This is a genomic window from Bacillus sp. B1-b2, from assembly GCF_009183415.1.
In the GTDB taxonomy this organism is placed as follows: domain Bacteria; phylum Bacillota; class Bacilli; order Bacillales; family Cytobacillaceae; genus Niallia.
Genome location: NZ_WEHU01000010.1, coordinates 86,009 through 109,734, shown reverse-complemented (window position 1 = coordinate 109,734; position 23,726 = coordinate 86,009). Strand labels below are relative to the sequence as shown.

The 23,726-nt window shown below is 35.4% G+C and carries 19 protein-coding genes, 1 pseudogene and 1 riboswitch; of the genes and pseudogenes, 17 read left to right on the top strand and 3 right to left on the bottom strand.

Translation table 11 applies throughout. The features are described from left to right. Positions 1-152 precede the first annotated feature (152 nt). From F9279_RS11745 to F9279_RS11725, 5 genes are all read left to right on the top strand, one after another. Positions 153-1,421: an extracellular solute-binding protein gene (locus F9279_RS11745; RefSeq protein ID WP_152113217.1), complete on the top strand. Its 1,269-nt coding sequence runs from the start codon at positions 153-155 to the stop codon at positions 1,419-1,421. A gap of 70 nt (positions 1,422-1,491) precedes the next feature. Continuing rightward, positions 1,492-2,781 (top strand): carbohydrate ABC transporter permease, encoded by a 1,290-nt coding sequence (locus F9279_RS11740; protein WP_152113215.1) that lies wholly within the window; start codon positions 1,492-1,494, stop codon positions 2,779-2,781. Positions 2,782-2,829: 48 nt separating this feature from the next. Beyond that, positions 2,830-3,645 carry a sugar ABC transporter permease gene (locus tag F9279_RS11735; RefSeq protein WP_413463209.1) on the top strand — a complete coding sequence of 272 codons (816 nt, stop codon included), beginning with the start codon at positions 2,830-2,832 and terminating at the stop codon, positions 3,643-3,645. A gap of 16 nt (positions 3,646-3,661) precedes the next feature. Then, positions 3,662-5,707, top strand: a complete 2,046-nt coding sequence (locus F9279_RS11730; RefSeq protein WP_152113211.1) for a beta-galactosidase — start codon at positions 3,662-3,664, stop codon at positions 5,705-5,707. Between the two features lie 142 nt (positions 5,708-5,849). Continuing rightward, entirely contained in the window at positions 5,850-6,503 is a 654-nt protein-coding gene (locus F9279_RS11725; protein WP_152113209.1) for an SDR family oxidoreductase, read from the top strand. A gap of 55 nt (positions 6,504-6,558) precedes the next feature. On the opposite strand, the pseudogene F9279_RS11720 reads toward F9279_RS11725, so the two are convergent. The 3 genes and pseudogenes from F9279_RS11720 to F9279_RS11710 form a co-directional block, all read right to left on the bottom strand. Then, positions 6,559-6,662, bottom strand: a pseudogene (locus F9279_RS11720) (NAD(P)-dependent oxidoreductase); the annotation flags it as partial. Positions 6,663-6,802: 140 nt separating this feature from the next. Continuing rightward, the gene (cysI, locus tag F9279_RS11715; RefSeq protein ID WP_152113207.1) at positions 6,803-8,527 is read right to left on the bottom strand and encodes an assimilatory sulfite reductase (NADPH) hemoprotein subunit; all 1,725 of its coding nucleotides are present in this window, start codon (positions 8,525-8,527) and stop codon (positions 6,803-6,805) included. 26 nt (positions 8,528-8,553) lie between these two features. After that, positions 8,554-10,359, bottom strand: coding sequence for an assimilatory sulfite reductase (NADPH) flavoprotein subunit (locus F9279_RS11710; protein ID WP_152113205.1), 1,806 nt, complete (start codon positions 10,357-10,359; stop codon positions 8,554-8,556). Positions 10,360-10,626: 267 nt separating this feature from the next. Between F9279_RS11710 and F9279_RS11705 the strand changes: the two genes are divergently transcribed. The 12 genes from F9279_RS11705 to F9279_RS11650 all read left to right on the top strand — a co-directional run bounded on the left by F9279_RS11705 (position 10,627) and on the right by F9279_RS11650 (position 23,717). Next, complete coding sequence (locus F9279_RS11705; RefSeq protein WP_152113203.1) at positions 10,627-11,514, top strand: LysR family transcriptional regulator; 888 nt, start codon at positions 10,627-10,629, stop codon at positions 11,512-11,514. 164 nt (positions 11,515-11,678) lie between these two features. After that, entirely contained in the window at positions 11,679-12,266 is a 588-nt protein-coding gene (locus F9279_RS11700; RefSeq protein ID WP_152113201.1) for an ECF transporter S component, read from the top strand. A 177-nt stretch (positions 12,267-12,443) separates the two neighbouring features. Continuing rightward, positions 12,444-12,552, top strand: a riboswitch (SAM riboswitch). Positions 12,553-12,658: 106 nt separating this feature from the next. Further along, complete coding sequence (locus F9279_RS11695) at positions 12,659-12,787, top strand: YezD family protein (protein WP_413463208.1); 129 nt, start codon at positions 12,659-12,661, stop codon at positions 12,785-12,787. A 118-nt stretch (positions 12,788-12,905) separates the two neighbouring features. Further along, positions 12,906-13,622 (top strand): phosphoadenylyl-sulfate reductase, encoded by a 717-nt coding sequence (locus tag F9279_RS11690; RefSeq protein WP_413463207.1) that lies wholly within the window; start codon positions 12,906-12,908, stop codon positions 13,620-13,622. 20 nt (positions 13,623-13,642) lie between these two features. Further along, entirely contained in the window at positions 13,643-14,719 is a 1,077-nt protein-coding gene (locus F9279_RS11685; RefSeq protein ID WP_319020760.1) for an inorganic phosphate transporter, read from the top strand. Between the two features lie 27 nt (positions 14,720-14,746). Then, entirely contained in the window at positions 14,747-15,895 is a 1,149-nt protein-coding gene (gene sat / locus F9279_RS11680; protein WP_152113195.1) for a sulfate adenylyltransferase, read from the top strand. A 14-nt stretch (positions 15,896-15,909) separates the two neighbouring features. Further along, positions 15,910-16,515, top strand: coding sequence for an adenylyl-sulfate kinase (gene cysC, locus F9279_RS11675; RefSeq protein WP_152113193.1), 606 nt, complete (start codon positions 15,910-15,912; stop codon positions 16,513-16,515). A gap of 124 nt (positions 16,516-16,639) precedes the next feature. Then, positions 16,640-17,413, top strand: a complete 774-nt coding sequence (gene cobA / locus F9279_RS11670) for a uroporphyrinogen-III C-methyltransferase (protein WP_152113191.1) — start codon at positions 16,640-16,642, stop codon at positions 17,411-17,413. Then, entirely contained in the window at positions 17,413-18,180 is a 768-nt protein-coding gene (locus tag F9279_RS11665; protein ID WP_152113189.1) for a sirohydrochlorin chelatase, read from the top strand. Before cobA ends, F9279_RS11665 begins: the two co-directional genes overlap by 1 nt. Next, positions 18,173-18,772, top strand: coding sequence for a bifunctional precorrin-2 dehydrogenase/sirohydrochlorin ferrochelatase (locus tag F9279_RS11660; protein WP_193224548.1), 600 nt, complete (start codon positions 18,173-18,175; stop codon positions 18,770-18,772). Before F9279_RS11665 ends, F9279_RS11660 begins: the two co-directional genes overlap by 8 nt. A 177-nt stretch (positions 18,773-18,949) precedes the next feature. Then, positions 18,950-21,622 (top strand): ATP-binding protein, encoded by a 2,673-nt coding sequence (locus tag F9279_RS11655; RefSeq protein ID WP_152113185.1) that lies wholly within the window; start codon positions 18,950-18,952, stop codon positions 21,620-21,622. A gap of 37 nt (positions 21,623-21,659) precedes the next feature. Next, the gene (locus tag F9279_RS11650; protein ID WP_152113183.1) at positions 21,660-23,717 is read left to right on the top strand and encodes a PAS domain S-box protein; all 2,058 of its coding nucleotides are present in this window, start codon (positions 21,660-21,662) and stop codon (positions 23,715-23,717) included. Positions 23,718-23,726: the final 9 nt, after the last annotated feature.

The following is a 23,726-nucleotide window of genomic DNA, read 5'->3' as shown; positions in this document are numbered from 1 at the left end:
TTTATAGGATTTTTATAAAATAATTCGGTGTTGAATAACACTATATAGATAAATTTTAATACTAAATATATTTACAAAATGAAAACGTTGTAGTATTCTTTATTTTAGAAAACGTTTTCAGTATATTACAAAAAGCAAAGGGTGGAAAAAAGATGAAAAAGAAGCTTACAGCAATACTTTTGAGTAGTTCTTTAGCTTTAGCATTGACAGGATGTGGACCGTCTGATGAGACAACAAATGAAACTTCATCTAAGCAAAATAAAAATGGTTATGATTTATTAGTTTGGGAGGACCAAAGCAAATCAGATGGTATTGCAGAAGCAATCAAGAAATTTGAAGAAGAAAAGAATGTAAAGATTAAAGTAGAAGAAAAAGCATACGCTGACCAATTAGAAGATTTAAGACTAGATGGACCAGCTGGAACTGGCGCAGATGTTATTACGATACCCGCTGATCAAATCGGGACAGCCGTTACAGAGGGAATATTGAAAGAAATAACAATTGATGATGCTGTGAAAAACATGTATACAGAGGCTGCAATAGATTCCCAAATGGTAGAAGGGAAAGTATATGGTCTTCCAAAAGCAGTTGAAACTACTGTCCTATACTATAACAAAGACCTAGTGTCGGAAGAGGAATTACCTAAGACGATAGAGGAGTGGTACGACTTTTCTAAAGAAGTTACAAAGGACGATAATTATGGATTGTTAGCACTATGGGATCAAATTTATTATGCTAACGGTATCTTAAGTGGATATGGTGGCTATGTATTCGGTAAGGATAGTAAAGGCGCCTATAATGCAAAAGATATTGGTTTAGATAATACTGGTGCGATTGAAGGAGCAGAATATATTTCTACCTTCTATAAAGATGGCTTATTCCCATCAGGTATCATCGGAGAACAGGGAATCAATGTGTTGGATTCCTTATTTACAGAAGGTAAAGCAGCAGCAGTAATCTCTGGACCATGGAATTTAGAACCATATGCAGAAGCAGGTATTAATTATGGAGTAATGGAGCTTCCTTTATTGGCAAATGGAGAACATATGGGTTCATTTATTGGTGTAAAGAGCTATAACGTGAGCACTTATAGTAAAAATGCAGAACTTGCAGAAGAATTAGTGGAATTTCTAGCAAATGAAGAGAATTCTAAAGCACGCTATGAAATTACAAAAGAAGTCCCAGCAGTAAAGGCTTTGGCAGAAGACCCGGCAGTGACAGAAAGTGAAAGTGCAACAGCAGTAGCAAATCAATCTCAATACTCTCAGCTTACTCCAGGCATTACAGCAATGGATGCCGTTTGGCAGCCAATTGACTCTGCATTGCAAACTATCGCGACAGGTAAAGCGAATCCAAAAGATGCATTGTCTACTGCAGTAGAAACCATTGAAGGAACTATTGCAGCAAATAGTGGGAATTAAGAGATAAAAGAAGGAGGGGCAGTATAAATATACTTGTCCCTTTTGAAACGAAAGAGGTGTAGTTACATTTATGAGCTTTACAACTAATACAGTTCAAAAGGATACTAATTATGCGAAGAAGGCAGCAATACTTTCTATTATCCCAGGTATCGGACAATTTTATAATAAGCAGCGAGTGAAAGGAGCACTTTTCCTTCTTTTTTCTATCGCATTTATTATTGTTTTTAAGGATTTATTTAATATGGGATTATGGGGAATTGTCACACTTGGAGAGCAAGTTCCAAGAGATAACTCGATCTTTTTGCTTGCAGAAGGAATCATTTCATTAATTGTGATAGCTTTCGGTCTATTATTCTATTATTTAAATATTAAAGATGCTTTTCATAATGGGAAAAAGAGAGATGAAGGGTTTGAAATTGCTTCTATTAGAGAGCAATACCAAGTGCTATTGCAAGAAGGCTATCCGTATCTCATTACCAGCCCAGCCTTTATTCTACTGGTATTCTCTGTGATCTTCCCCATCTTATTCTGTTTTGCTCTTGCTTTTACTAATTATGATTTATATCATTCTGCTCCAGCTAATTTAGTGGATTGGGTCGGATTGGAGACATTCAAGAAGATATTCACTGTAGATATTTGGCGTTCTACTTTCTTTGATGTACTAGGATGGACACTTATCTGGACACTGATAGCATCCACTCTGCAAGTAAGTATAGGTATATTTCTAGCAGTAGTTGTTCACCAAAAAGAATTGCGTTTCAAAAAGTTTTTCCGAACCATTCTTGTATTACCATGGGCAGTACCTGGATTCGTAACGATTCTTGTATTTGCAGGAATGTTTAACGATAGCTTTGGTGCTATTAATAATTCTATTCTTGCATTTTTAGGAATAGATGCTATCCCCTGGTTAACCAATGCCAATTGGACTCGTATAGCACTATTACTTATTCAAGGTTGGTTGGGATTTCCTTATATCTTTATTGTTACAACAGGTGTTTTGCAATCTATATCGGAAGATCTTTATGAAGCAGCAACGATTGATGGAGCATCAGCTCTTCAAAAGTTTAAAAATATTACATTGCCATTGATCTTGTATTCTATGGCACCAATCATTATTACTCAATATACTTTCAACTTTAATAACTTTAATATTATCTATCTTTTTAATGCAGGTGGGCCAGCTGTACCTAGCTCTACTGCAGGTGGTACAGATATCCTTGTTTCATGGATTTATAAATTAACCATGCAGAACAGTCAATATGCCTTAGCAGCAGCTCTTACAATATTATTGAGTATATTTGTTATTACCATTGCGCTTTGGCAGTTTAGAAGAACAAACTCATTTAAGGAGGTAAAGTAAAGCATGGCGAAAAAAACAGTCGGCATAAAAAGACAGCGCACGATACGAATGACGCTTTCTTACCTTCTCTTATTGTTTGTTTGTGTAGCGATCGTTTACCCATTAGTTTGGACAATTGGAGCTAGTTTTAATCCAGGAAATAGCCTTGTCAGTACAAGTATAATTCCTGAAAGTCCAACTATCAGTCACTACAGTGATTTATTTGAACAAGGAGGTACACTTTTCTATGGGAAATGGTATATGAATTCCATGAAAATTAGTATCTTAACAATGGTTTTATCCATGATCTGTGTATCATTCACAGCATACGCCTTTTCTAGATTCCGCTTTAAAGGCAGAAAGAATGGGCTCTTATTATTCTTATTATTACAGATGATTCCCCAGTTCTCGGCTTTGATTGCTATCTTCGTCTTAGCACAAATGCTTGGATTAATTAATAGTCATTGGTTGCTAATCTTGATTTATGTTGGTGGGCAAATTCCAATGAATACGTATTTGATGAAGGGGTATATCGACTCTATTCCACTAGATTTAGATGAAAGTGCAAAGATTGATGGAGCAAGTAATACCCGCATTTTCTGGCAAATACTAATGCCATTATCAAGACCAATGCTTGCAGTAGTTGCAATGAATGGTTTTACGGCACCACTAGGTGATTTTGCCATTTCTTCTGTTATCTTGCGAAATCCAGAGTATTTTACATTACCAATAGGCTTATATAAGTTAGTAAGTGACAAAATGGGAGCAAGCTATACGATGTTTGCTGCAGGGGCTATTCTGATCAGTATTCCTATAGCAATCGTATTTATCGCTCTTCAAAAGCACTTCGTATCTGGATTAACAGCGGGTGGAACAAAAGGATAAAATTGGAGGTATGACAATGACTAAAAAGAAAATGACAGAATCGCGTTTACTGCATGGAGGAGATTATAATCCAGACCAATGGCTTAATTATCCTCATATTTTACAAGATGACTTGCGATTAATGGAATTATCTAAAACAAATACGTTTACACTAGGTGTTTTTGCATGGAGCGCACTAGAACCTAAAGAAGGAGAATTTCATTTTGAATGGCTAGATGAAAGAATGGATGCTATTCATAAAATGGGTGGAAGAGTAATCTTAGCAACCCCTAGTGGAGCAAGACCTGCATGGATGTCAGAAAAGTATCCAGAAGTCTTAAGAACAGCAGAAAATCGAATGAAATTATTGCATGGTGGCAGACACAACCATTGTTTTTCCTCTCCAATTTATAGAGAAAAAGTAGCTATTATTAATAGGAAGCTAGCAGAACGTTATGGAAATCACCCTGCTTTATTAATGTGGCATATTTCTAATGAGTACGGTGGAGATTGTCATTGTAATCTCTGTCAGGCGAACTTTAGAGCATGGTTAAAAGAAAAGTATGAGACACTAAATCATTTAAACCATTCTTGGTGGGGACCATTTTGGAGTCATACTATTACGGAATGGTCACAAATTGAATCACCATCTTCTCTTGGAGAAAATATGGTGCATGGGTTAACACTTGATTGGAAACGTTTCGTGACAGATCAGACCATTAATTTCTATGAGCACGAAATTATTCCATTACGAGAGATGACACCTGATATTCCTATAACAACGAACTTTATGGCAGATACACATGATTTAATTCCATTTCAAAGCTTAAATTATAGCAAGTTTGCTAAACACGTAGATATTCTAAGCTGGGATTGTTATCCTGCTTGGCATAATGATTGGGAAGAAACCAAGGATTTAGCAACAAAGGTTGGTTTCATTAATGATTTATATCGTTCTTTAAAACAACAGCCTTTTTTAATTATGGAATGCACGCCAAGCGGTGTAAATTGGCATGATGTAAATAAGACAAAAAGACCAGGCATGCATTTATTATCTTCTTTACAATTCATTGCACATGGCTCAGATAGTGTGTTGTATTTCCAATGGAGAAAATCAAGAGGATCATCAGAAAAGTTCCATGGAGCTGTTGTAGACCATGATAACAGTGAAAATAACCGAGTATTTAAAGAGGTATCAGCAGTCGGTGATGCATTAGAGAAAATGAAAGAAATTAAAGATACAAATAAAAATGCCAAAATTGCTATTTTGTATGATTGGGAAAGTAATTGGGCAATAAATGATACACAAGGGTTTGCAAAAGCAACAAAGCAATATCCACAAACTTTGCAAAAGCATTACAGTAGTTTTTGGAGTAAGGATGTTAGTGTAGATATTATTACACCAGGCCAAAACCTAGATAAATATGAATTAGTTATTGCTCCTATGCTATATCTAATGTCAGAAGAGACAATAGATAAGTTAGAATTGTATGTTAGTAATGGTGGAACACTAGTTTCTTCGTATATAACAGGATTAGTAAACGAAACAGATTTAGCATACTTATCAGGCTGGCATACTAAACTTCAGAATATATTTGGTATAGATATAAAAGAGACAGATACACTTTATCCTCTTGATCGTAATAGACTTAAATATAATGATAAAGAATATGAAATTATTGATTATTGTACAATAATAGATAATAAAAGTGCTCAAGTGCTAGGGACTTATGGAGATGATTTCTATCAAGGTTGCCCTGCAGTTGTGGTAAATAGTTACGGAAATGGTAAAGCTTATTATCTAGGTGCTAGAACTGAGCAGGCATTTCTAGATGACTTCTATCATGAATTGATTGAGAGCTTAGATCTTCCGCGTAGCAAGGTGATTGTTCATGAGCAAGGGGTTTCCGTACAGTTGAGGGAATCAGAAACGCACCAATATTATTTTGTCATGAATTTTACTGAAAAATTGCAAACCATTGAGGTTAAGGAATCAATGTATGATTTACTATCACAACAAAACGTAAGTGGAATGATAGAGATACCAGTATATGGGGCGATGGTTTTTAAAAGGGAAGTATAAGAAATATAAAAGAAAAGATGATAGTCACTTAAAATTGGCTATCATCTTTTCTTTTATATAATAGGAATATTTTTTAAAAAGGTAATTGTTTGAAACGAACTTTTTATAATGAGAAAATAGATGATAGAAGGGGTGAAGAAACATGAAAGTATTTGTTATTGGGGCAAATGGACAAATTGGTAAACAACTAACTACTTTGCTACATGAAAGTAAGGAACATGCTATTAAGGCAATGGTTCGTACAACAGAACAAGCTTCGTCTCTAGAAGAAAAGGGGATAGAAACAGCACTTATTAGTTTAGAAGAAAGTGTACAAAAGTTAGCAGAAGCCATAGAGGGATGTGATGCTCTTGTATTTGCTGCAGGATCAGGTGGAAGTACTGGGGCAGACAAGACTTTATTAATTGATCTTGATGGTGCTGTTAAAGCGATAGAGGCAGCAGAGAAAGCAAATGTCAGCAGGTTTATTATGGTAAGTGCAATTCAAGCTCATAATCGAGACAATTGGAGTGATGTCATTAGGCCTTATTATGTAGCCAAACATTATGCTGATAGACTGTTAGAACATAGCTCTTTGAATTATACTATTATTCGCCCTGGGGGATTAACGAATGAAGCTGGTACTGGTAAAATTCATGCAGCAGAAAATATAACAAGTGGGAATCGAATGATACCAAGGGAAGATGTGGCAAAGACTATCATGGCTTCTTTAGAAGCGGAGAAAGTATATAGGAAAGCTTTTGATCTTGTATCAGGAGAACATAGCATCCAAGAGGTTTTACAGAATATTATTTAAGGGAAGGGTGCTGTCTAATTAATATGGACAGTACCTTTCTCATTAGGAAGATACACTAGCATCCACCATTAACATGAATGACTTGCGAATATATGAACCATCATCTGATGCCAGTAAAACATAGGCAGGTGTAATTTCGTACGGCTGACCAGCTCTTTTCTGGCCAAGTAAGTTATTGCTGCTCATCTCAAATGAAACAAAGTTTTCCAAGTTTCCACAATGAAGAGCAACTATCAGAAATTACGGAGTATATAATCTTTATAAATGCTAAAAAGCAGCCTGCAGGCTGCTTTTTATGATCAATCATGAAAATTGGTACCGTCTGTTACTGCTTTAATAACGCCAATGCGAACGACAAAGTCGCCAAAATGTTCGCCTTCTAAACGCTCTTTTGCATAACGCGGAAGTAAGTCACCAAGCTCTGCGAGGATTTCTGCTTCGCCCACATTTTCTCTATATAGCTTACTTAAGCGGCTACCATCAAAGGCTGCACCTAGATACATATTGTATTTTCCTGGACCTTTACCGATAAAAGCAATTTCTCCTAGCGCATGTCTAGCACAACCATTAGGACATCCAGTCATACGAATGGTAATTTCTTCATCACGTAATCCATTTTCATCGACAATTTCTTCAATCTTATCGATTAAAACAGGTAAATAGCGCTCAGCTTCTGCCATTGCTAATCCACAGGTTGGAAGAGATACGCAGGCTAGGGAATTTCTACGAAGTGCTGAGAAACGCTTGCCATCCATTAATCCATACTGCTCAATTAGCTCGCTAATCTTTTTCTTATTGCGACTGGAAATGTTAGCAATAATTAAATTTTGGTTGGCAGTTAAGCGGAAGTCACCTGTATGGATTTTTGCAATTTCTCTTAAGCCTGTCATTAATGAGTAGTTTTGGAAATCTTTAATCCGTCCGCCTTCTACAAATAAAGTGAAATGCCATTTTCCTTTTACTCCTTTTTCCCAGCCATAACGATCTCCGTTATGATCAAAGTGAAAGGATTTAGCTTCTTGTAAGTTCCATCCTAAGCGCTTCTCTATTTCTGCCTTCACATTCTGCAATCCCAGTCGATCAACTGTATACTTAAAACGAGCATTTTTCCGAACGGAGCGGTTGCCATAATCACGTTGAATGGTAATTATTTTTTCTGCTACTTCCAATATTTGTTCTGGAGCACAGGAGCCAATCACCTTGGCAAGCTGAGGATAGGTTTCTTTGTCACCATGTGACATTCCCATACCGCCACCTATGGCAATATTAAATCCAACTAGCTTCTCATCCTCCATAATGGCGATAAAGCCAAGATCTTGGGAATAGATGTCCACATCATTAGAAGGAGGAACAGCAATACCTATTTTAAATTTTCTAGGTAAATAAAGTCTCCCATACATAGGCTCCACTTCTTCTTCATCTACTGTTGGAGAAAAGGCCACTTTTTCCTCATCTAACCAAAGTTCATGATAAGCACGTGTACGAGGTAACAAGTAGTCACTTAGTTTTTTCGACCATTCAAATACTTCGCTATGAATAGCTGATTGATATGGATTTGGATTACACATAACATTACGGTTTACATCTCCACAAGCAGCAATGGTATCAAGCAAGGAGTGATGAATATCCTGAATGGTCTGTTTCATGTTCCATTTGAGGATACCGTGCATTTGGAATGCTTGACGTGTTGTTAATTTTAATGTCTTATTTCCATAATTCTGTGCTAACTCATCCATTGTTAGCCATTGTTCAGGTGTTGCTACACCACCTGGAGTGCGAACACGAAGCATAAATTGGTAAGCTGGCTCTAATTTCTGCTTTGCACGTTCATTACGGATATCTCGGTCATCCTGCAGATAGCTACCGTGGAATTTCATTAAGCGGTTATCATCTTCTGAAATACCTGAGCTTAACTCCTCAATCATGGATTCCTTTAAAGTTCCGCGTAAAAAATTGCTTTCATCCTTGATACGCTCCACATCACTAGGTGGGCCTTCTGGTGCCTTCAGGATTTCTTTTGCCATTAAAAAGACTCCTTTCTGTCCTATTATTAGTAAACATCACGCTGGTAGCGTTTATTTTGCAGCATTTCACCTACATACGCCTCAGCACTATCTAATGACCGATTTCCTTCCTTCTGTATAATAGTAAGAAGCGTTTGATGTACATCATGAGCCATATGTTTCTCATCTCCACATACGTAAAAAACCGCACCATCTTCTAGCCATTCATATAATTCTTTGCTGTGCTCAAGCATACGGTGTTGTACATATACTTTTTCTGACGAATCACGAGAGAAGGCGATATTCATTTTTGTGAGAATTCCATCCTTTAGCCAGTTTTGCCATTCTGTTTGATATAGGAAGTCTGTAACAAAGTGTTGATCGCCAAAGAATAACCATGATTTTCCGCTATCTCCTCTTTCTTCTCTTTCTTGCATAAAGGATCGGAATGGAGCTACACCCGTTCCAGGGCCAACCATAATAATCGGTGTTTCAGGATTTTCCGGAAGTTTAAAGTTTTGGTTGTTCTGAATATAGATTGGTAGTTTATCTCCTGGTTGGATTCGTTCTGCTATTTGAATCGAGCAAACTCCTTTTCTCTCTCTAGCATTAGATTCATAACGAACCGCACCGATGGTTAAATGAGCTTCATCAGGGTTTGCTGTGTAGCTGCTAGCAATGGAATAAAGTCGAGCAGGCAACTTACGAAGCAAAGAAACAAAGGTTTGGGCATCTAGTTTAACAGATGGGAAATCTGTTACTAAATCTAATAAGTCGCGCCCTTCGATATAATCCTTTATCTTCTCGTCAGATAATAATTGATTTAATTCCATACTTTCTGCAAAGGAAGCATATTTTTCTACAAAAGGTTTCGTTAAAACCGTAATTTCAAATTGAGCTAATAAAGCTTCACGTAATTCAAGTGTTTCTCCCTGTTTGTTAATTGTAATGTTTTCTTCAGGAGAAAAACCTAGCTGATTAATTAGTTCATCTACTAATTTTGGATCATTAGTTGGATAAATTCCTAAACTATCTCCTGGTTGATAAGAAATTCCTGAATTCTCAAGTGAAAGCTCTACATGGAATGTTTGTTTATTAGAGCCACGCCCGTTTAGATTAATTACATCTAATACCTCTGCATAAAAAGGATTTGTACGGGAATAGGTAGTTTCTTCAACAAAAGTAGAAGTTGCCAGAGTAGTAGTAGCTTTTGTATGAGCATTTAATTGTGGACTAGCCAATACACCTTCCAACCACTCATTTGCTGGTTCATCATAATCTAAATCGCAATCTATACGTGGATATAGCCTTGTTCCACCTAATTCTTCCAATCGTTTATCAAATTCTTTACCAGTTTGACAGAAGAATTCATAAGAACTATCCCCAAGAGAAAGGACAGAATACTGGAAATTCTCTAGCTTTGGAGCTCTTTTTCCATGGAGGAATTCGTGAAAAGCAAGAGCTGTATCTGGTGGCTCCCCTTCACCATGTGTGCTGACAATAATTAATAGATTAGTAATCTTTTTTAAGTTATTTGGCTTAAAGTCACTCATGGATTGAACAATTGTTTCAAACCCACTTTCTTTTAATCGCTTACCAAATGTTTTAGCTAGACTATGAGCATTTCCTGTTTGAGATCCATAAAGAATAGTTATTTCCTTTACGGTTTCTATCAATGTTTGTTCTAGTAAACTAGTTTGTGTTGATGGAGTTTCAGATACATTAGAAGGTGTAATAGCAGATAAATAGCCACTTAACCAAATTTTCTGCGATTCTGTTAAAGTTGGTACAAGCCGGTTTAATAAGTCTGTTTGTTCTTGATTAAAAGGACTGTTGTTCACTTGAAGCTGCAACACGTTCACCTCACAAAGATAATAACTGCATAATTCCATTAGATTGATTTTTCTTAAAATTCATTTTATAACGGAGACGGGTACTTGTCACTTAAATTTATTATACCTATAAGATAAATCGGATTTCAAAGTGAAGTATAACCCAATTATTCTACCGTTCCCATTTATACCTATACTAAAATTACTTTACTGGAATCATATGAATTAGTAAAATACATATAAATTATGGTAGCTATTAGAATTTTTAATAATAGGGAGGAGTTAATCATGCAATATGATGCTCTCAAAACATTTGTTACCTTGGTTGAGGTGAAAAATTTTACGAAGACGGCAGAGCTACTGCTTATGTCGCAGCCTAGTGTTAGTTTACATATAAAAAATCTAGAAAAAGAATTTCAAACGAAATTAGTGGAAAGGTCCCCTAAATATCTGAAAATTACTCCAACAGGAGAAATGCTCTATGATTGTGCTGTCCAAATGATCAGCTTGTATGAGCAAGCAAGGCAAGCAATTGTGGAACACCATCATGCTGTTAAGGGGGAGCTAAAGATTGGAGCCAGTTTTACTATTGGGGAGTATATTCTTCCAAGCTTACTGCTAGACTTACAGAAAGAACACCCAGAATTGCAGATTCAGGTAACAATTGGGAACACAGAGGAAATTGTACAAGCTGTCCGACTGTTTCAAGTAGAAATCGGATTTATTGAAGGACAAACAAATGAAAAAGATATTATAGTAGTCCCATTTTTAGAAGATGAACTATATTTTGTTGCTTCTTCTTCACACCCTTTAACTAGCAAGCAGGTGATAGTTCTTTCGGATTTGCAAAATCAAGATTGGATAACGAGGGAGGTAGGTTCTGGAACAAGAGAATATTTGAATCATGTTATTCGTTCAAATGGATTAAAAGCAAGATCCTTTATCACTATCAGTAGTAATCAAGGAATTAAGGAAACACTAATAAACGGAAATGGGATATCCCTTTTGTCTAGGAGTGTAGTAGAAAGAGAGGTACAGTATGGTGATTTGCATATGATCCCAGTTGCTAAAACCAGTTTTACTCGGATGCTGTCCTATATCTATTCCCCTGTTATGAAAGAAAAGCAAGTAGTGAAAACATTTATAGATACATTAAAAAAGCACACCTCTTTATAAAGGTTGGAATAACTTATGGTGATAAGCATCAATCTAAACAAGAAAAGTTTCTAGATGAATAAATTTACTATCTCGATTTTCTTCTCTTTTTTTAGTATGATAACTATGATTTTGATTATAAGGAAGGGTAGACCTTTCAACCATATAAGGAGAACACTTTGATTATGCAAAAACAGAATAAAACCTATCGTTTAGCCCTATTAGGGATGCTGACCGCCATTATTATTATTCAAACTTTTATCCCATTTTTAGGATATATACCAATTGGACTACTTAGTATTACGATTATACAAATTACCGTTATTATTGCAGCCATTGTTTTAGGACCACGAGATGGTGCAATTATAGGGGGAGTTTGGGGAATGATTACATTTATTAGAGCATTTACATTCCCAACTAGTGCACTCGCACCAATTATATTTACAAATCCACTTATATCTGTCTTTCCAAGAGTGATGATTGGAATTGTCGCAGGGTTGCTTTTCTACAAAGTGCTGCGAAATAAAGTAAGTGATACAGTAGCAATGAGTATATCTGGTGTGTTAGGTTCCCTAACAAACACGATACTTGTACTTGGATTCGTTTACTTATTTGTACGTGAGCCCTACGCAAATTTTATTAATATCAATGTAGAAGAATTGTTGCCAGCATTATTAGCAATAGTTGGAACAAACGGAGTACCAGAAGCCATCCTTTCCGGTATCATTACCCCAATCATAGCAAAGCCTTTAATGAAAATAAGAAAAAGATAATGGTTATAGAACTGGTTAGTAGAAAACTAACCAGTTTTTTCTATAAACAACAAAAAAGTAGGAACAAATAGGAAATAAACACTGTAATATATAGAAAGTATGACTCACTATAATTCCGACTAAACAACTAGAAAAACTTATTGACAATAATAACAATTATGATAAAATTTAGAAAAATACTTATCAAGAGTGACTGAGGGATCTGGCCCGAAGAAGTCCAGCAACCTGCTAAAGAAAGCAAGGTGCTAAATCCTACAAAGTGGATGGCCATTTTGAAAGATAAGGTAACATAATTGCCTTGTATCTTTCCAGAATGGGAAGATTTTTTAATAGTTAGAGTCAAAGCTTGACCTTTTTATAAGGAGGGATTTGTGGTGGGGGAAGCAAATCAGCTGGACAAAGTAAAGAAACAACTAGAGGAAATTCTACAAACGATGAAATTTGGTTCTGTTACATTAGTGATACAGGATGGGAAAATTATTCAAATTGAACGAAACGAAAAAATACGCTTAAGTAAATAATTAGCTGACTAGATAAACTAGAGGCACTTTAACGAAGAAACATTGGTTAAAGGTGCCTCTTTTTGTATGGCTTGGAAACTTAAGCTTATATGACTGAAAAAGAATGGGGGATTTATTGGTGAGCTTAGCTTTAACCTATGAAAACATAGACACAAACCCGCCTGTTAATTTTTCTAGTGACACAGATACAAAGGGTGCTTTAGAAGTTCTAACATGGGCCTATGATATGTACAAAGAAGAAATAGTCTATGCATGTAGCTTTGGAATTGAGGGAATAGTCCTCATTGATTTAATCTCAAAAGTGAAACCAGATGCCAAAATAGTCTTTTTAGATACAGATGTTCACTTTAAAGAAACATATGAATTAATAGAAAAAGTGAAAAAAAGATATCCAGACTTACGAATAGAAATGAAAAAGCCCAAGCTGACTTTAGAAGAACAAGCAAAGGAATATGGAGAAGAGCTTTGGTTAACAAAGCCAAACAAGTGTTGTGAAATCCGTAAGGTCATTCCATTACATGAAGTTCTGACAAATCCAACTGCTTGGATATCAGGCTTAAGAAGGGAGCAGTCGGAAACTAGAAAGCATACTCAATATCTAAATAAGGATAATAAGTTTAAATCCATAAAGGTTTGTCCATTAATTCATTGGACATGGAAAGATGTCTGGAGGTATGCACATAAGAATTCATTGGATTATAACATTCTACATGACCAAGGCTATCCAAGTATTGGTTGCAAGACCTGTACGCAACCAGCAATAAATATGGATGACTTACGTTCTGGAAGATGGTCAGGTAAAGGAAAAACAGAATGTGGGCTTCACTTACAATAACAAGTTAGAGGTATAAATGGATGATTGTTATTTTAGCAGGTATTATGTCTTTGTTTTTCGCCATGAATATTGGCGCAAGTGGAGCAGCAGCAAGTCTTGGAGTGGCTTATGGCTCTGGAGCCATCCCTAAAAAAAGAAATGCCTTACTAATTTGTGCAGTTGCGATTTTTTTAGGTGCTTTTGTTGGGGGAAGTGAAGTAGTTAAAACAATAGGAGAAGATATCATTCCAAGTGCTTTACTTGATGCCAAAATTGTACTTATTATCCTATCATCTGCAGCTCTATCCCTCTTTTTAGCAAATGTTATGGGAATTCCACTTTCGACAAGTGAGATTACTGTTGGAAGTGTAGTAGGAGTAGGAGTTGCATTTAAGAGCTTATTTATTAGTAATATTTTGTGGATTGTTTTCTTTTGGTTGCTTGTTCCTTTTATCGCTTTTTTAATAGCAGTGCTAGCAGGGAACTATATAAAGAAAGTGGAAAAACAAAGTAAGTGGTTACAAAATCCAGCAAACGAAAAGTATTTATCTCTGTTTGTCATTATAGTTGGTTGCTTTGAAGCTTTCTCAGCAGGAATGAATAATGTGGCAAACTCTATTGGACCATTAGTTGGTGCTGGTTTAATTTCTATGAATGTAGGAACAATAATTGGTGGTCTTTTTATTGCTTTAGGTGCTTTTCTTCTAGGTGGAAGGGTACTACAGACAAATGGAAAGAAAATTGTTCGATTTTCTAAGCTTGAAGGCGGGCTTATTTCAGGAACAGGGGCAACCCTTGTCACAATAGCCTCAATATTCGGTTTACCAGTCCCTCTTACACAAGTAACTAGCTCAGCTATTATTGGGATAGGTGTAGCCAAAAATGGTTATGGCATTCTAAAGAAAAAGATGGTAACAAGGATTTTAAAAGTATGGATTGTATCCCCAATACTATCACTTGTTCTTTCATACAGTCTCGTTCAATTATTTATAAAATTTGATTATTATATGGTACTTATTATATTGAGTGTTTGTATAGCAACATTAGGGATTATTAATATGTTGAAAACAATTAGAGAAGATAACAACACCATCTATGAAGATGGTGGAGGAATATAAAATGGAAAAGGGAAAGGTGTGCCTAATATGTCATTAAGTCAACCACATGGTGGTAATCTAATTAATTTATATGAACCAGATTTTAATATAGCTGCTTTAACAAAAGAGATAGAAATCGATACCATTGCACTTAGTGATTTAGAGTTAATTGGAAACGGAGCATACAGCCCGTTAACTGGATTCCTAAAACAAAGAGATTATGAATCAGTTGTAGAAAATATGCACCTTTCAACTGGAGAAGTTTGGAGTATTCCTATTACATTACCTATTACAGAAGAACAAGCGAGAACGGTTGAATTGAATGACTCTGTCAAGCTAGTGTATCAAGGGGAAGTATATGGAGTATTAACAGTCGAAGATATATATATTCCTAATAAACAGGTGGAGGCTTCATCTGTTTATCGCACAGAAGATTTAGCTCATCCTGGTGTAAAGAAAATGCTTGATAGAGGAAATGTATATATTGGTGGAGCTATTAAATTACTAAAAAAGTTAAAAAGAACAGATTTTAGCAGTTTTTACTTAGAACCTTCTGAAACAAGAGCAGTTTTTGCAGGAAAAGGTTGGAAATCAGTTGTTGGATTCCAAACTAGAAATCCTGTTCACCGTGCACACGAATATATTCAAAAGGCTGCACTAGAAATTGTAGATGGTCTATTCTTAAATCCATTAGTGGGAGAAACAAAATCAGACGATATTCCAGCAGATGTTCGAATGGAAAGCTATCAAGTGCTATTGAAGAATTATTATCCTGAAGATCGAGTGTTTCTAGCCGTTTTTCCAGCAGCAATGCGTTATGCTGGTCCAAGAGAAGCAGTGTTTCATGCAATGGTAAGAAAGAATTATGGTTGTACCCATTTTATCGTTGGTCGAGATCATGCAGGGGTTGGTAATTACTATGGAACGTATGACGCTCAGAAAATTTTTAGTGCATTTACAGAAGAGGAGCTTGGGATAAATCTATTATTTTTTGAGCATAGTTTCTATTGTAAGAAATGTGAGAATATGGCTTCGACAAAAACATGCCCACATGGAAGTGAACATCATGAGATTCTTTCAGGTACAAAGGTTCGCGAACTTTTAAGAAATGGAGAAATCCCTCCAAGTACATTCAGTCGCAAAGAAGTTGTAGAAGTACTAATAAGAGGATTACAGAAGCAAGAAATCCAAGCTTAAAGGAGAGAGAACCCTTGAATCAAAGTACAAATATAACATGGCATGACCAAACTGTAACAAAACAGAATCGAAGAGAAAATAATAAGCATCACAGCTATGTATTATGGTTTACTGGTCTATCTGGTTCAGGTAAATCTACCGTAGCAAATGCTGTAGCAAAAAGGCTATTTAAGGACCAGACAAACACATATGTTTTAGATGGAGACAACATACGCTTTGGCATTAATAATGACTTAGGGTTCTCTGATGAAGATCGTAAAGAAAATATTAGAAGAATTGGTGAAGTAAGCAAGCTTTTTGTAGATAGTGGTCAAGTGGTTATCACAGCATTTATTTCCCCTTTTCGTGAAGACAGAGATAGGGTAAGAGAAATCCTAGAAGAAGATGAATTTATAGAAGTATATATCAAGTGTTCCTTAGAAGCTTGTGAATCTCGTGATCCGAAAGGCTTATATGAGAAAGCAAGAAAAGGAATTATTAAGGAATTCACTGGTATTAGCTCCCCATATGAGGAACCTGTTCAACCTGAAATAATGGTTGACACGGAGAATCAATCAGTGGAAGAATGTGTAGAACAGATAGTTCAATTCTTAAAACAAAAAAACTATTATATAGCTTAAAAAATGCTAGAATTATAGAGTCTAATAGGAATTATATGCCTTTCGTGAGAGTGAATGGAAGGGCGTATAATTCCTTTATCTACATGAATCATTAATGAGACTGCTGGGGAGAAGGGTGAAAGCAATGGGGAAGGTTTTTTTAGTAGGTGCAGGGCCAGGTGACCCAGATTTAATTACAGTCAAAGGATTAAAATCCATACAAATGGCAGATGTTATTTTATATGATCGTTTAGTAAATCCAGAATTGCTGCAATTTGCTAAGCACAAGGCAGAACTCATTTATTGTGGGAAGCTCCCTCATCATCATGCGATGAAACAGGAACTTATTAACCAAACCTTAGTAAAGCATGCCAAGAAGGGAAAAGTAGTTACCCGATTAAAGGGAGGAGACCCTTTTGTGTTTGGAAGAGGAGGAGAGGAAGCGGAGGAATTAGCGAAAAATCAAATCCCTTTTGAAATTGTGCCTGGTATTACAGCGGGAATAGCAGCTCCAAGCTATGCTGGTATACCTGTTACACATCGTGATTATGGATCTTCCTTTGCTTTTGTAACAGGACATATGAAAAATGGGACTGAAGACCATATTAAATGGGAGGCTCTGTGTCATATAGACACATTAGCTATTTATATGGGTGTAAAGAACTTGCCGAGCATTCAATCTAAGCTGTTATCTTATGGGAAAAATCGTGCTACACCAGTTGCCTTGATTAATTGGGGTACAACAGAGAAGCAAAAAACCATCGTAACAGATTTAGAGCATGTCCTATTAGATGCCGAAAATGGTGGTATGGAAAATCCTTGTATGATTGTGATTGGGGAAGTAGTTAGAATGAGGGAGAAAATCCAATGGTTTGAGAGTAACTTTACCGAAACAAATTCTAAGGAAGTGGTTTCGTAATGGAAGCGATTCTTTATGTTTGTCATGGTAGTAGAATAGTTGAAGCTAGTAATCAAGCTATTGCCTTTATAAAAAAATTAATGCAAATCAATGAATTTGAAGGTATTCAAGAATACTCCTTTCTAGAATTATCCGAACCTTCCATAGAAGAAGGATTTCGTAAATGTGTGGAGCAAGGGGCAACTACTATTCATGTATTACCTGTCTTGCTTCTAACAGCTGCTCATGCTAAAAAGGATATTCCCGAAGTGTTAGCGCGACTCCAATTAGAATACCCTTCTATTTCTTTAAATTATGGAAAACCGATTGGTGTTCATCCCAAAATGATAGAGATACTAGCAGAAAAAATGAAAGAGGCAGAATTGTATCAAAATCTTGAGAAAGAAACGCTTGTACTTCTTGTGGGAAGAGGAAGTAGTGACCCGGACGTCAAGGATGATTTAGGTAAAATAGCTTTCTTAATGGAAGAATATGTACCAAACGTGAAGGTTTGGGATTGTTATTTAACAGCTGCTCAACCGAGCTTTGAAGAGGCACTTTTCCTTGCTAATGAATCCTCTTATCAAAAGATAGTAGTCATTCCCTATCTATTATTCACAGGCATACTAATGAAATCGATGGAAAAGACAATAAAGGAATGGCAATCAGATGATAAAAAGTTTGAGTTGTTACCTTATCTAGGATATCATCCGAATATAGCAGAAATTCTAAAAGAAAGAATACAAGAAATGCGGATGGGTGATATAAATGCTGTCCTTAATGGTTGATTTAAAAGGGAAACAATGTGTAGTTATGGGAGCAGGCTCTATAGCTTTAAGGAAGATCAAGGAACTTTTAAAAGAAAAAGCAATAGTAACCGTTATTAGTCCTTCGGCATGTCAGGAAATAGTAGAGCTTTATACAAACAACAAGATTACCTATATCCAAAGAAAAGCAGCAATTGGCGATGGAAGTGGAGCTTTTTTGGTTGTTATTGCAACAAACGATTTCACGGAGAATCAAGAATTAGCAAGACACCTAAGGTCGACAATCTTGGTGAATGTTGCATCAGATGCAGTAGCAGGAAACTTCCATATTCCGTCCACTTATAAAAAAGGCAAATTACAATTAAGTGTGTCTACCAATGGTGCAAGCCCAAAGCTAGCAAAAAAGATAAAGGAAGAATGGCAAAGTCAATTTGATGATTCCTATATCGAATATGTAGATTTCTTATATCAAGTTAGAAGTATCGTAAAGCAGTTTAACATGTCAGTAACAGAGAAGAACGCAATATTAGAAGAAATATTGGATAACCAGTATAGAGAATCTGCAAACACAAGAGAGATATATTATGAAGAACTCCTGAAGAAGCTAACATAGTTGTGATTCAGGAGTTTTTGATCTGTTTCTATTTGTAGAATTATTCCAATAGTATATTGTGTCATTTCCAAATTTAAACTATAATTTCTATAAATACTAAGTTGTTAAAAATATTTTTACTGAATCTAAAAAGTAATCGTTTTCAAAAAAGTATTGGTAGATTAGTAGGGGGATTTCATGAGATTTAGTACAAAGCTTTATAGCGGATTAGGAATCATTTTCGTTCTAGTAAGTATACTAATCATTTTATTAATGAGTATGCTAAAACAACAAAATAATAACATGCATATATTAGTTCATGATTTAACCCAAAGAATGGATGCTTCCTATACGATAAAAAATGAAATCAATGAGATGAGTAATAACCTAAAAGGCTTATCAACGCCATTATCTGCTACACTATTGGAAATGAGTAAAGAAGAGATGGAAGCTTCTAGAGAAAGTATTAATGCTGCATATACATTGATAGAAGAAGGAAATGAAAAGGAAGAAATTAAAGGCTTATTAATTGAATTTTCAACTCTATATGATACCTATGAGGATCAAGGTCAAAGGTTGTATGAGGAAGGAAATAGTAATATAAACGCTAACTTCTGGATAAGTGAGAATGAGCAAAAAGATCGTTTATTACAAATAGCTGATTCTATGTATGTTATTCATAAACAAGAAATAGAAAAGGATCTAAATCAAACAAAAAATACATATAGTATGGTTGTTAAGATGACCTATGTTTATATTTTAATGGCTGTTATTGCCAGTATCATTGTTGCCATTTACTTAATAAGGAATTTAACAAAAAACTTAAATAAAATAGTAACGGTAATGTCTAGTGTATCCTATAAGAAAGGAATTAAAATACCTCGATTAACCATTACTACAAAGGATGAAATGGGGGAAATTTCCACCGCCTTTAATGAAATGGTCAGTGCTTTAGAAAGTTATTCTCATAAAGAGCTAGAAACATTAGGGAAATTAGAAGAACAGGCATGGTTAGATTCTAAACTTGCAGAAATAACAGGCTGTATCTCTTTAGTAGAGAATATTAGATCTTTAGCTGATTTTTGTGTTTCCCAGCTTACATCTATAGTTGGTGGCCAATATAGTGCTTTCTATATTTTAAAGCAAGAGAATGACACTGTATTTTTAGAAGAAGTATCTAGTTATGCCTACTATGATAAAGAAAAAAAGAAAATTCCTTTAGGTCATGGTCTTGTTGGACAAGTAGCAAAAGAGAATAAGAGCATAATTATTAGTGAGATACCTAGCGGATATCTTAAAATCCACTCCTCAATTGGAGCAGTAGAGCCAAAAGAAATAATAATCCAGCCAATTGCATTTGAAGGAAAGGTTTTGGCAGTTATGGAGCTTGCTTCCCTACAGTATTTTAGATTTATTGAACAAAAGCTATTAAGCAAAGTAGCTCAACAAATTGGCATATCTATACATAGCCTAAATAATCGGTTAGAGGTTAAGCGACTACTAGAGGATGAGCAACGTTTGACAGAGGAGCTACAAAGTCAATCAGAGGAATTACAAGCGCAGCAACAAGAACTTTTGGCTATAAATGAAGAACTTCAATCACAGTATAGAGTTTCGGAACAAAAAAATGCAGAACTTAAACATATTGGGAAACAATTAGAAGAAAAGGCGAAGCAACTAGAAAGTAGTTCTCAATACAAATCAGAGTTTCTTGCTAATATGTCTCACGAGCTAAGAACCCCATTAAACAGTATGTTAATCTTGTCTCAAGTGCTCGTCGAGAAAGAAAATGAACAGCTGACCCCAAAGCAAATACAATACTTACAGACCATTTATTACTCAGGAAATGATTTATTGCGACTTATTAACGAAATATTAGACTTAGAAAAAATTGAAACAGGAAAAATGGAAATTATAAAGACAGAAGTGATACTTGAAAATATTCAAAGAAGTCTTCTACATCAGTTCACACCTATAGCTAACCAGAAAAAACTAGATTTCTTTATTACTATTGCTAAAGATGTTCCGGAAAGTATAGATACAGATGAATATCGTTTAAATCAAATACTGAAGAATTTATTATCAAATGCTTTTAAATTTACGGATAAAGGAAGAGTGGACTTATCCATAGAAGTATCTTTGGAATCTTTTATCGTGTTTACAGTAAAGGATTCAGGTATTGGCATTCCAGAAGATAAAGTAGAAATTATCTTTGAACCATTTCAACAAGCAGATGGCACAATTAGTAGAAAATACGGAGGAACTGGATTAGGATTATCGATTTGTAAGGAAATTACGCAGCTACTTGATGGTCAATTACATCTTTCTAGTATAGAAGGAATAGGAAGTTCCTTTGTACTTTCCATCCCGTTTAATAAGAGGAAAAGAAAAGAGATGAACAATAAGGAAGCACTGTTCCAGTTAGAGACTAGCAATCAACAAGCAGCAGCTAGCGTAGAGGAGGGATTAGGCCATGATCCTAAAGAATTCACTTTCGCTGGGAAGAAAATCCTTATCATAGATGATGATATTCGTAATATCTTCTCTCTTTCTGCAGCTTTAGAGGAATATCAAATGGAGGTTTTATTTTCAGAGAATGGAAAAGATGGCATAAAAACCTTGGAGGATACTCCAGATATTGATCTAGTTCTTATGGATATTATGATGCCAGGAATGGATGGTTTTGAAGCCATTTCCCTTATAAGAAAGAATAGTCGTTTTAAGTCACTGCCCATTATTGCACTAACTGCAAAAGCAATGAAGCATAATCGGGAACAATGTTTAGCTGCAGGAGCATCTGATTATATTAGCAAGCCAGTAAATTTAGATCAATTATTTTCACTCATCCAAGTTTGGCTTTATAAAGAGTAGCGTAAGTGGCTAAGTAGAGAGGAGGCGCTAGTATATTATGCAGCATTTGACTAATTCAGTAGAAAGAAAGATAGAAATAACAGATGTAGTTATTCATCCCATTCCAATCCTAATGGTAGATGATTTACAAGAGAATCTTCTAGCGTTAGAAGCAGTGTTAAGCTCAAAGAAATATCATTTAATTACTGCTAAGTCTGGAGAAGAGGCGCTAAAGTATATTTTGAAATATGATTTTGCCGTGATATTATTGGATGTCCAAATGCCAGGTATGAATGGTTTTGAGACAGCAAAGCTAATTAAAGAAAGAAAACGTTCAAGACATATTCCCATTATTTTTATTACAGCAATTAGTCAAGATATGCAGCATATACTACAGGGGTATAAAGTAGGAGCAATTGATTATATTGTGAAGCCTTTTAATCCAGAAGCCTTAAAAAGTAAAGTGGAGCAATTTGTTTACATTCATGAAGCCCATCGCCATCATTTAACGGAAATAAACAATAAGACAACTACAGAAATCCAAAAAATGAATAAAGAGTTAGCTATAGCAAAAATGGATGTCATGAAAAAGGAAGTATTTTCTTCCCTTTTACAGGAGACTTTACAGGATACAATTATTACTTTGGATGAATCAGGCATTATTTTAAGTGCGAACCAAAGTATAAAAGTAATGTTTGGATACATAGAGGACGAAGTAATTGGTCAGTCTATTGAATTACTTCTATATTCTATGGAAACAGAACCAAGTACGGAGACTCCTTTAACCTTTGAACTGCTTAATCAACAGTATATAGGAAGAATTATAGAAGCAAAGGCTAAAAGGAAAAACGGTGATTATTTCCCTATTGAAATTTATATAGGGTTGGCACTGTTAGATGAGCATAAGCTTTTCATATGTAGCATACGTAATATATCAGAACGTAAAGAGGTAGAGCTTTTAAGAAGAAAACAAGTAGATCAGCTAGAGCATGCAGTGGAAGAAAGGACCTTAGAGCTATTGGCTATGAATCAGCAGCTCAACAGAGAAAGAGAAGAACGATATAAAGTAACAGATGACCTTATGTTATCAGAGGGTCGATTCAGACAAATTTTTGAGGCGAGTCCTAGTTTAATGGCTATCTATTCCTTGCAGAATCCATTATTTATTGCCATTAATGATAATTGGAGAAACAATACTGGCTACACGGTAGAAGATTTAAATAATCCTGCATATCACTGGGAGTTGTTTAAAGATGTAAATGGTCAAGAGGAACGAATAGATGAAAGAGAATGGGAGAATCCCTTTCATAATCAGAAGGTCTTTTACCAAACAAAAGAAGGCAAACAAAGGCAAGGCTTATTATCTACAGAAATTATTAGGATTAATCATAATAATTGTGTGTTAATTTCCTTAAATGATGTTACGGAACAGATGGTGCTAGAAAAAGAAATGGCTAGATTAGACCAATTGAATCTTGTAGGTGAAATGGCGGCTGGAATTGCCCATGAAATAAGAAATCCAATGACGACAGTTCATGGTTTTCTTCAAATTGGGAAGTCAGACCCTGCTTCTTTATCTACAGAACATATGGAATTAATGATTGATGAATTAGATAGAGCCAATAAAATAATAAAAGAATTTCTGAGTTTAGCTAAAAATAAAACGAGTGATAAAAGACAAAGGTCACTTAATGAAATTATTGATATTATTTATCCTTTAATAAATGCAGAAGCTCTCTTAACTGGTAAGAAGGTAAATCTTCAGTTAGGAAAGTGTCCACTTTTAAATTTAGATGAGAAAGAAATACGGCAGTTGTTGCTCAATTTAGCATTAAATGGTTTAGAAGCAATGGATGAAGAAGGAATCTTGACTATAAAGACATACTGTGTTGGAGATTATCTGGTATTGGATATAAGTGATAATGGTATTGGGATGGATGAAGAAACGGTAAATAGATTAGGAACTCCATTTTTCACAACAAAAGAAAACGGAACAGGGCTAGGGCTTGCTGTGTGTTATCGAATAGCGGATCGTCATCATGCGAGAATTAAGGTTACGACAAGTGAAAAAGGGACAACCTTTTCCGTGTATTTTAGCCTAACAAATGAATATTGAAAAAAAGCA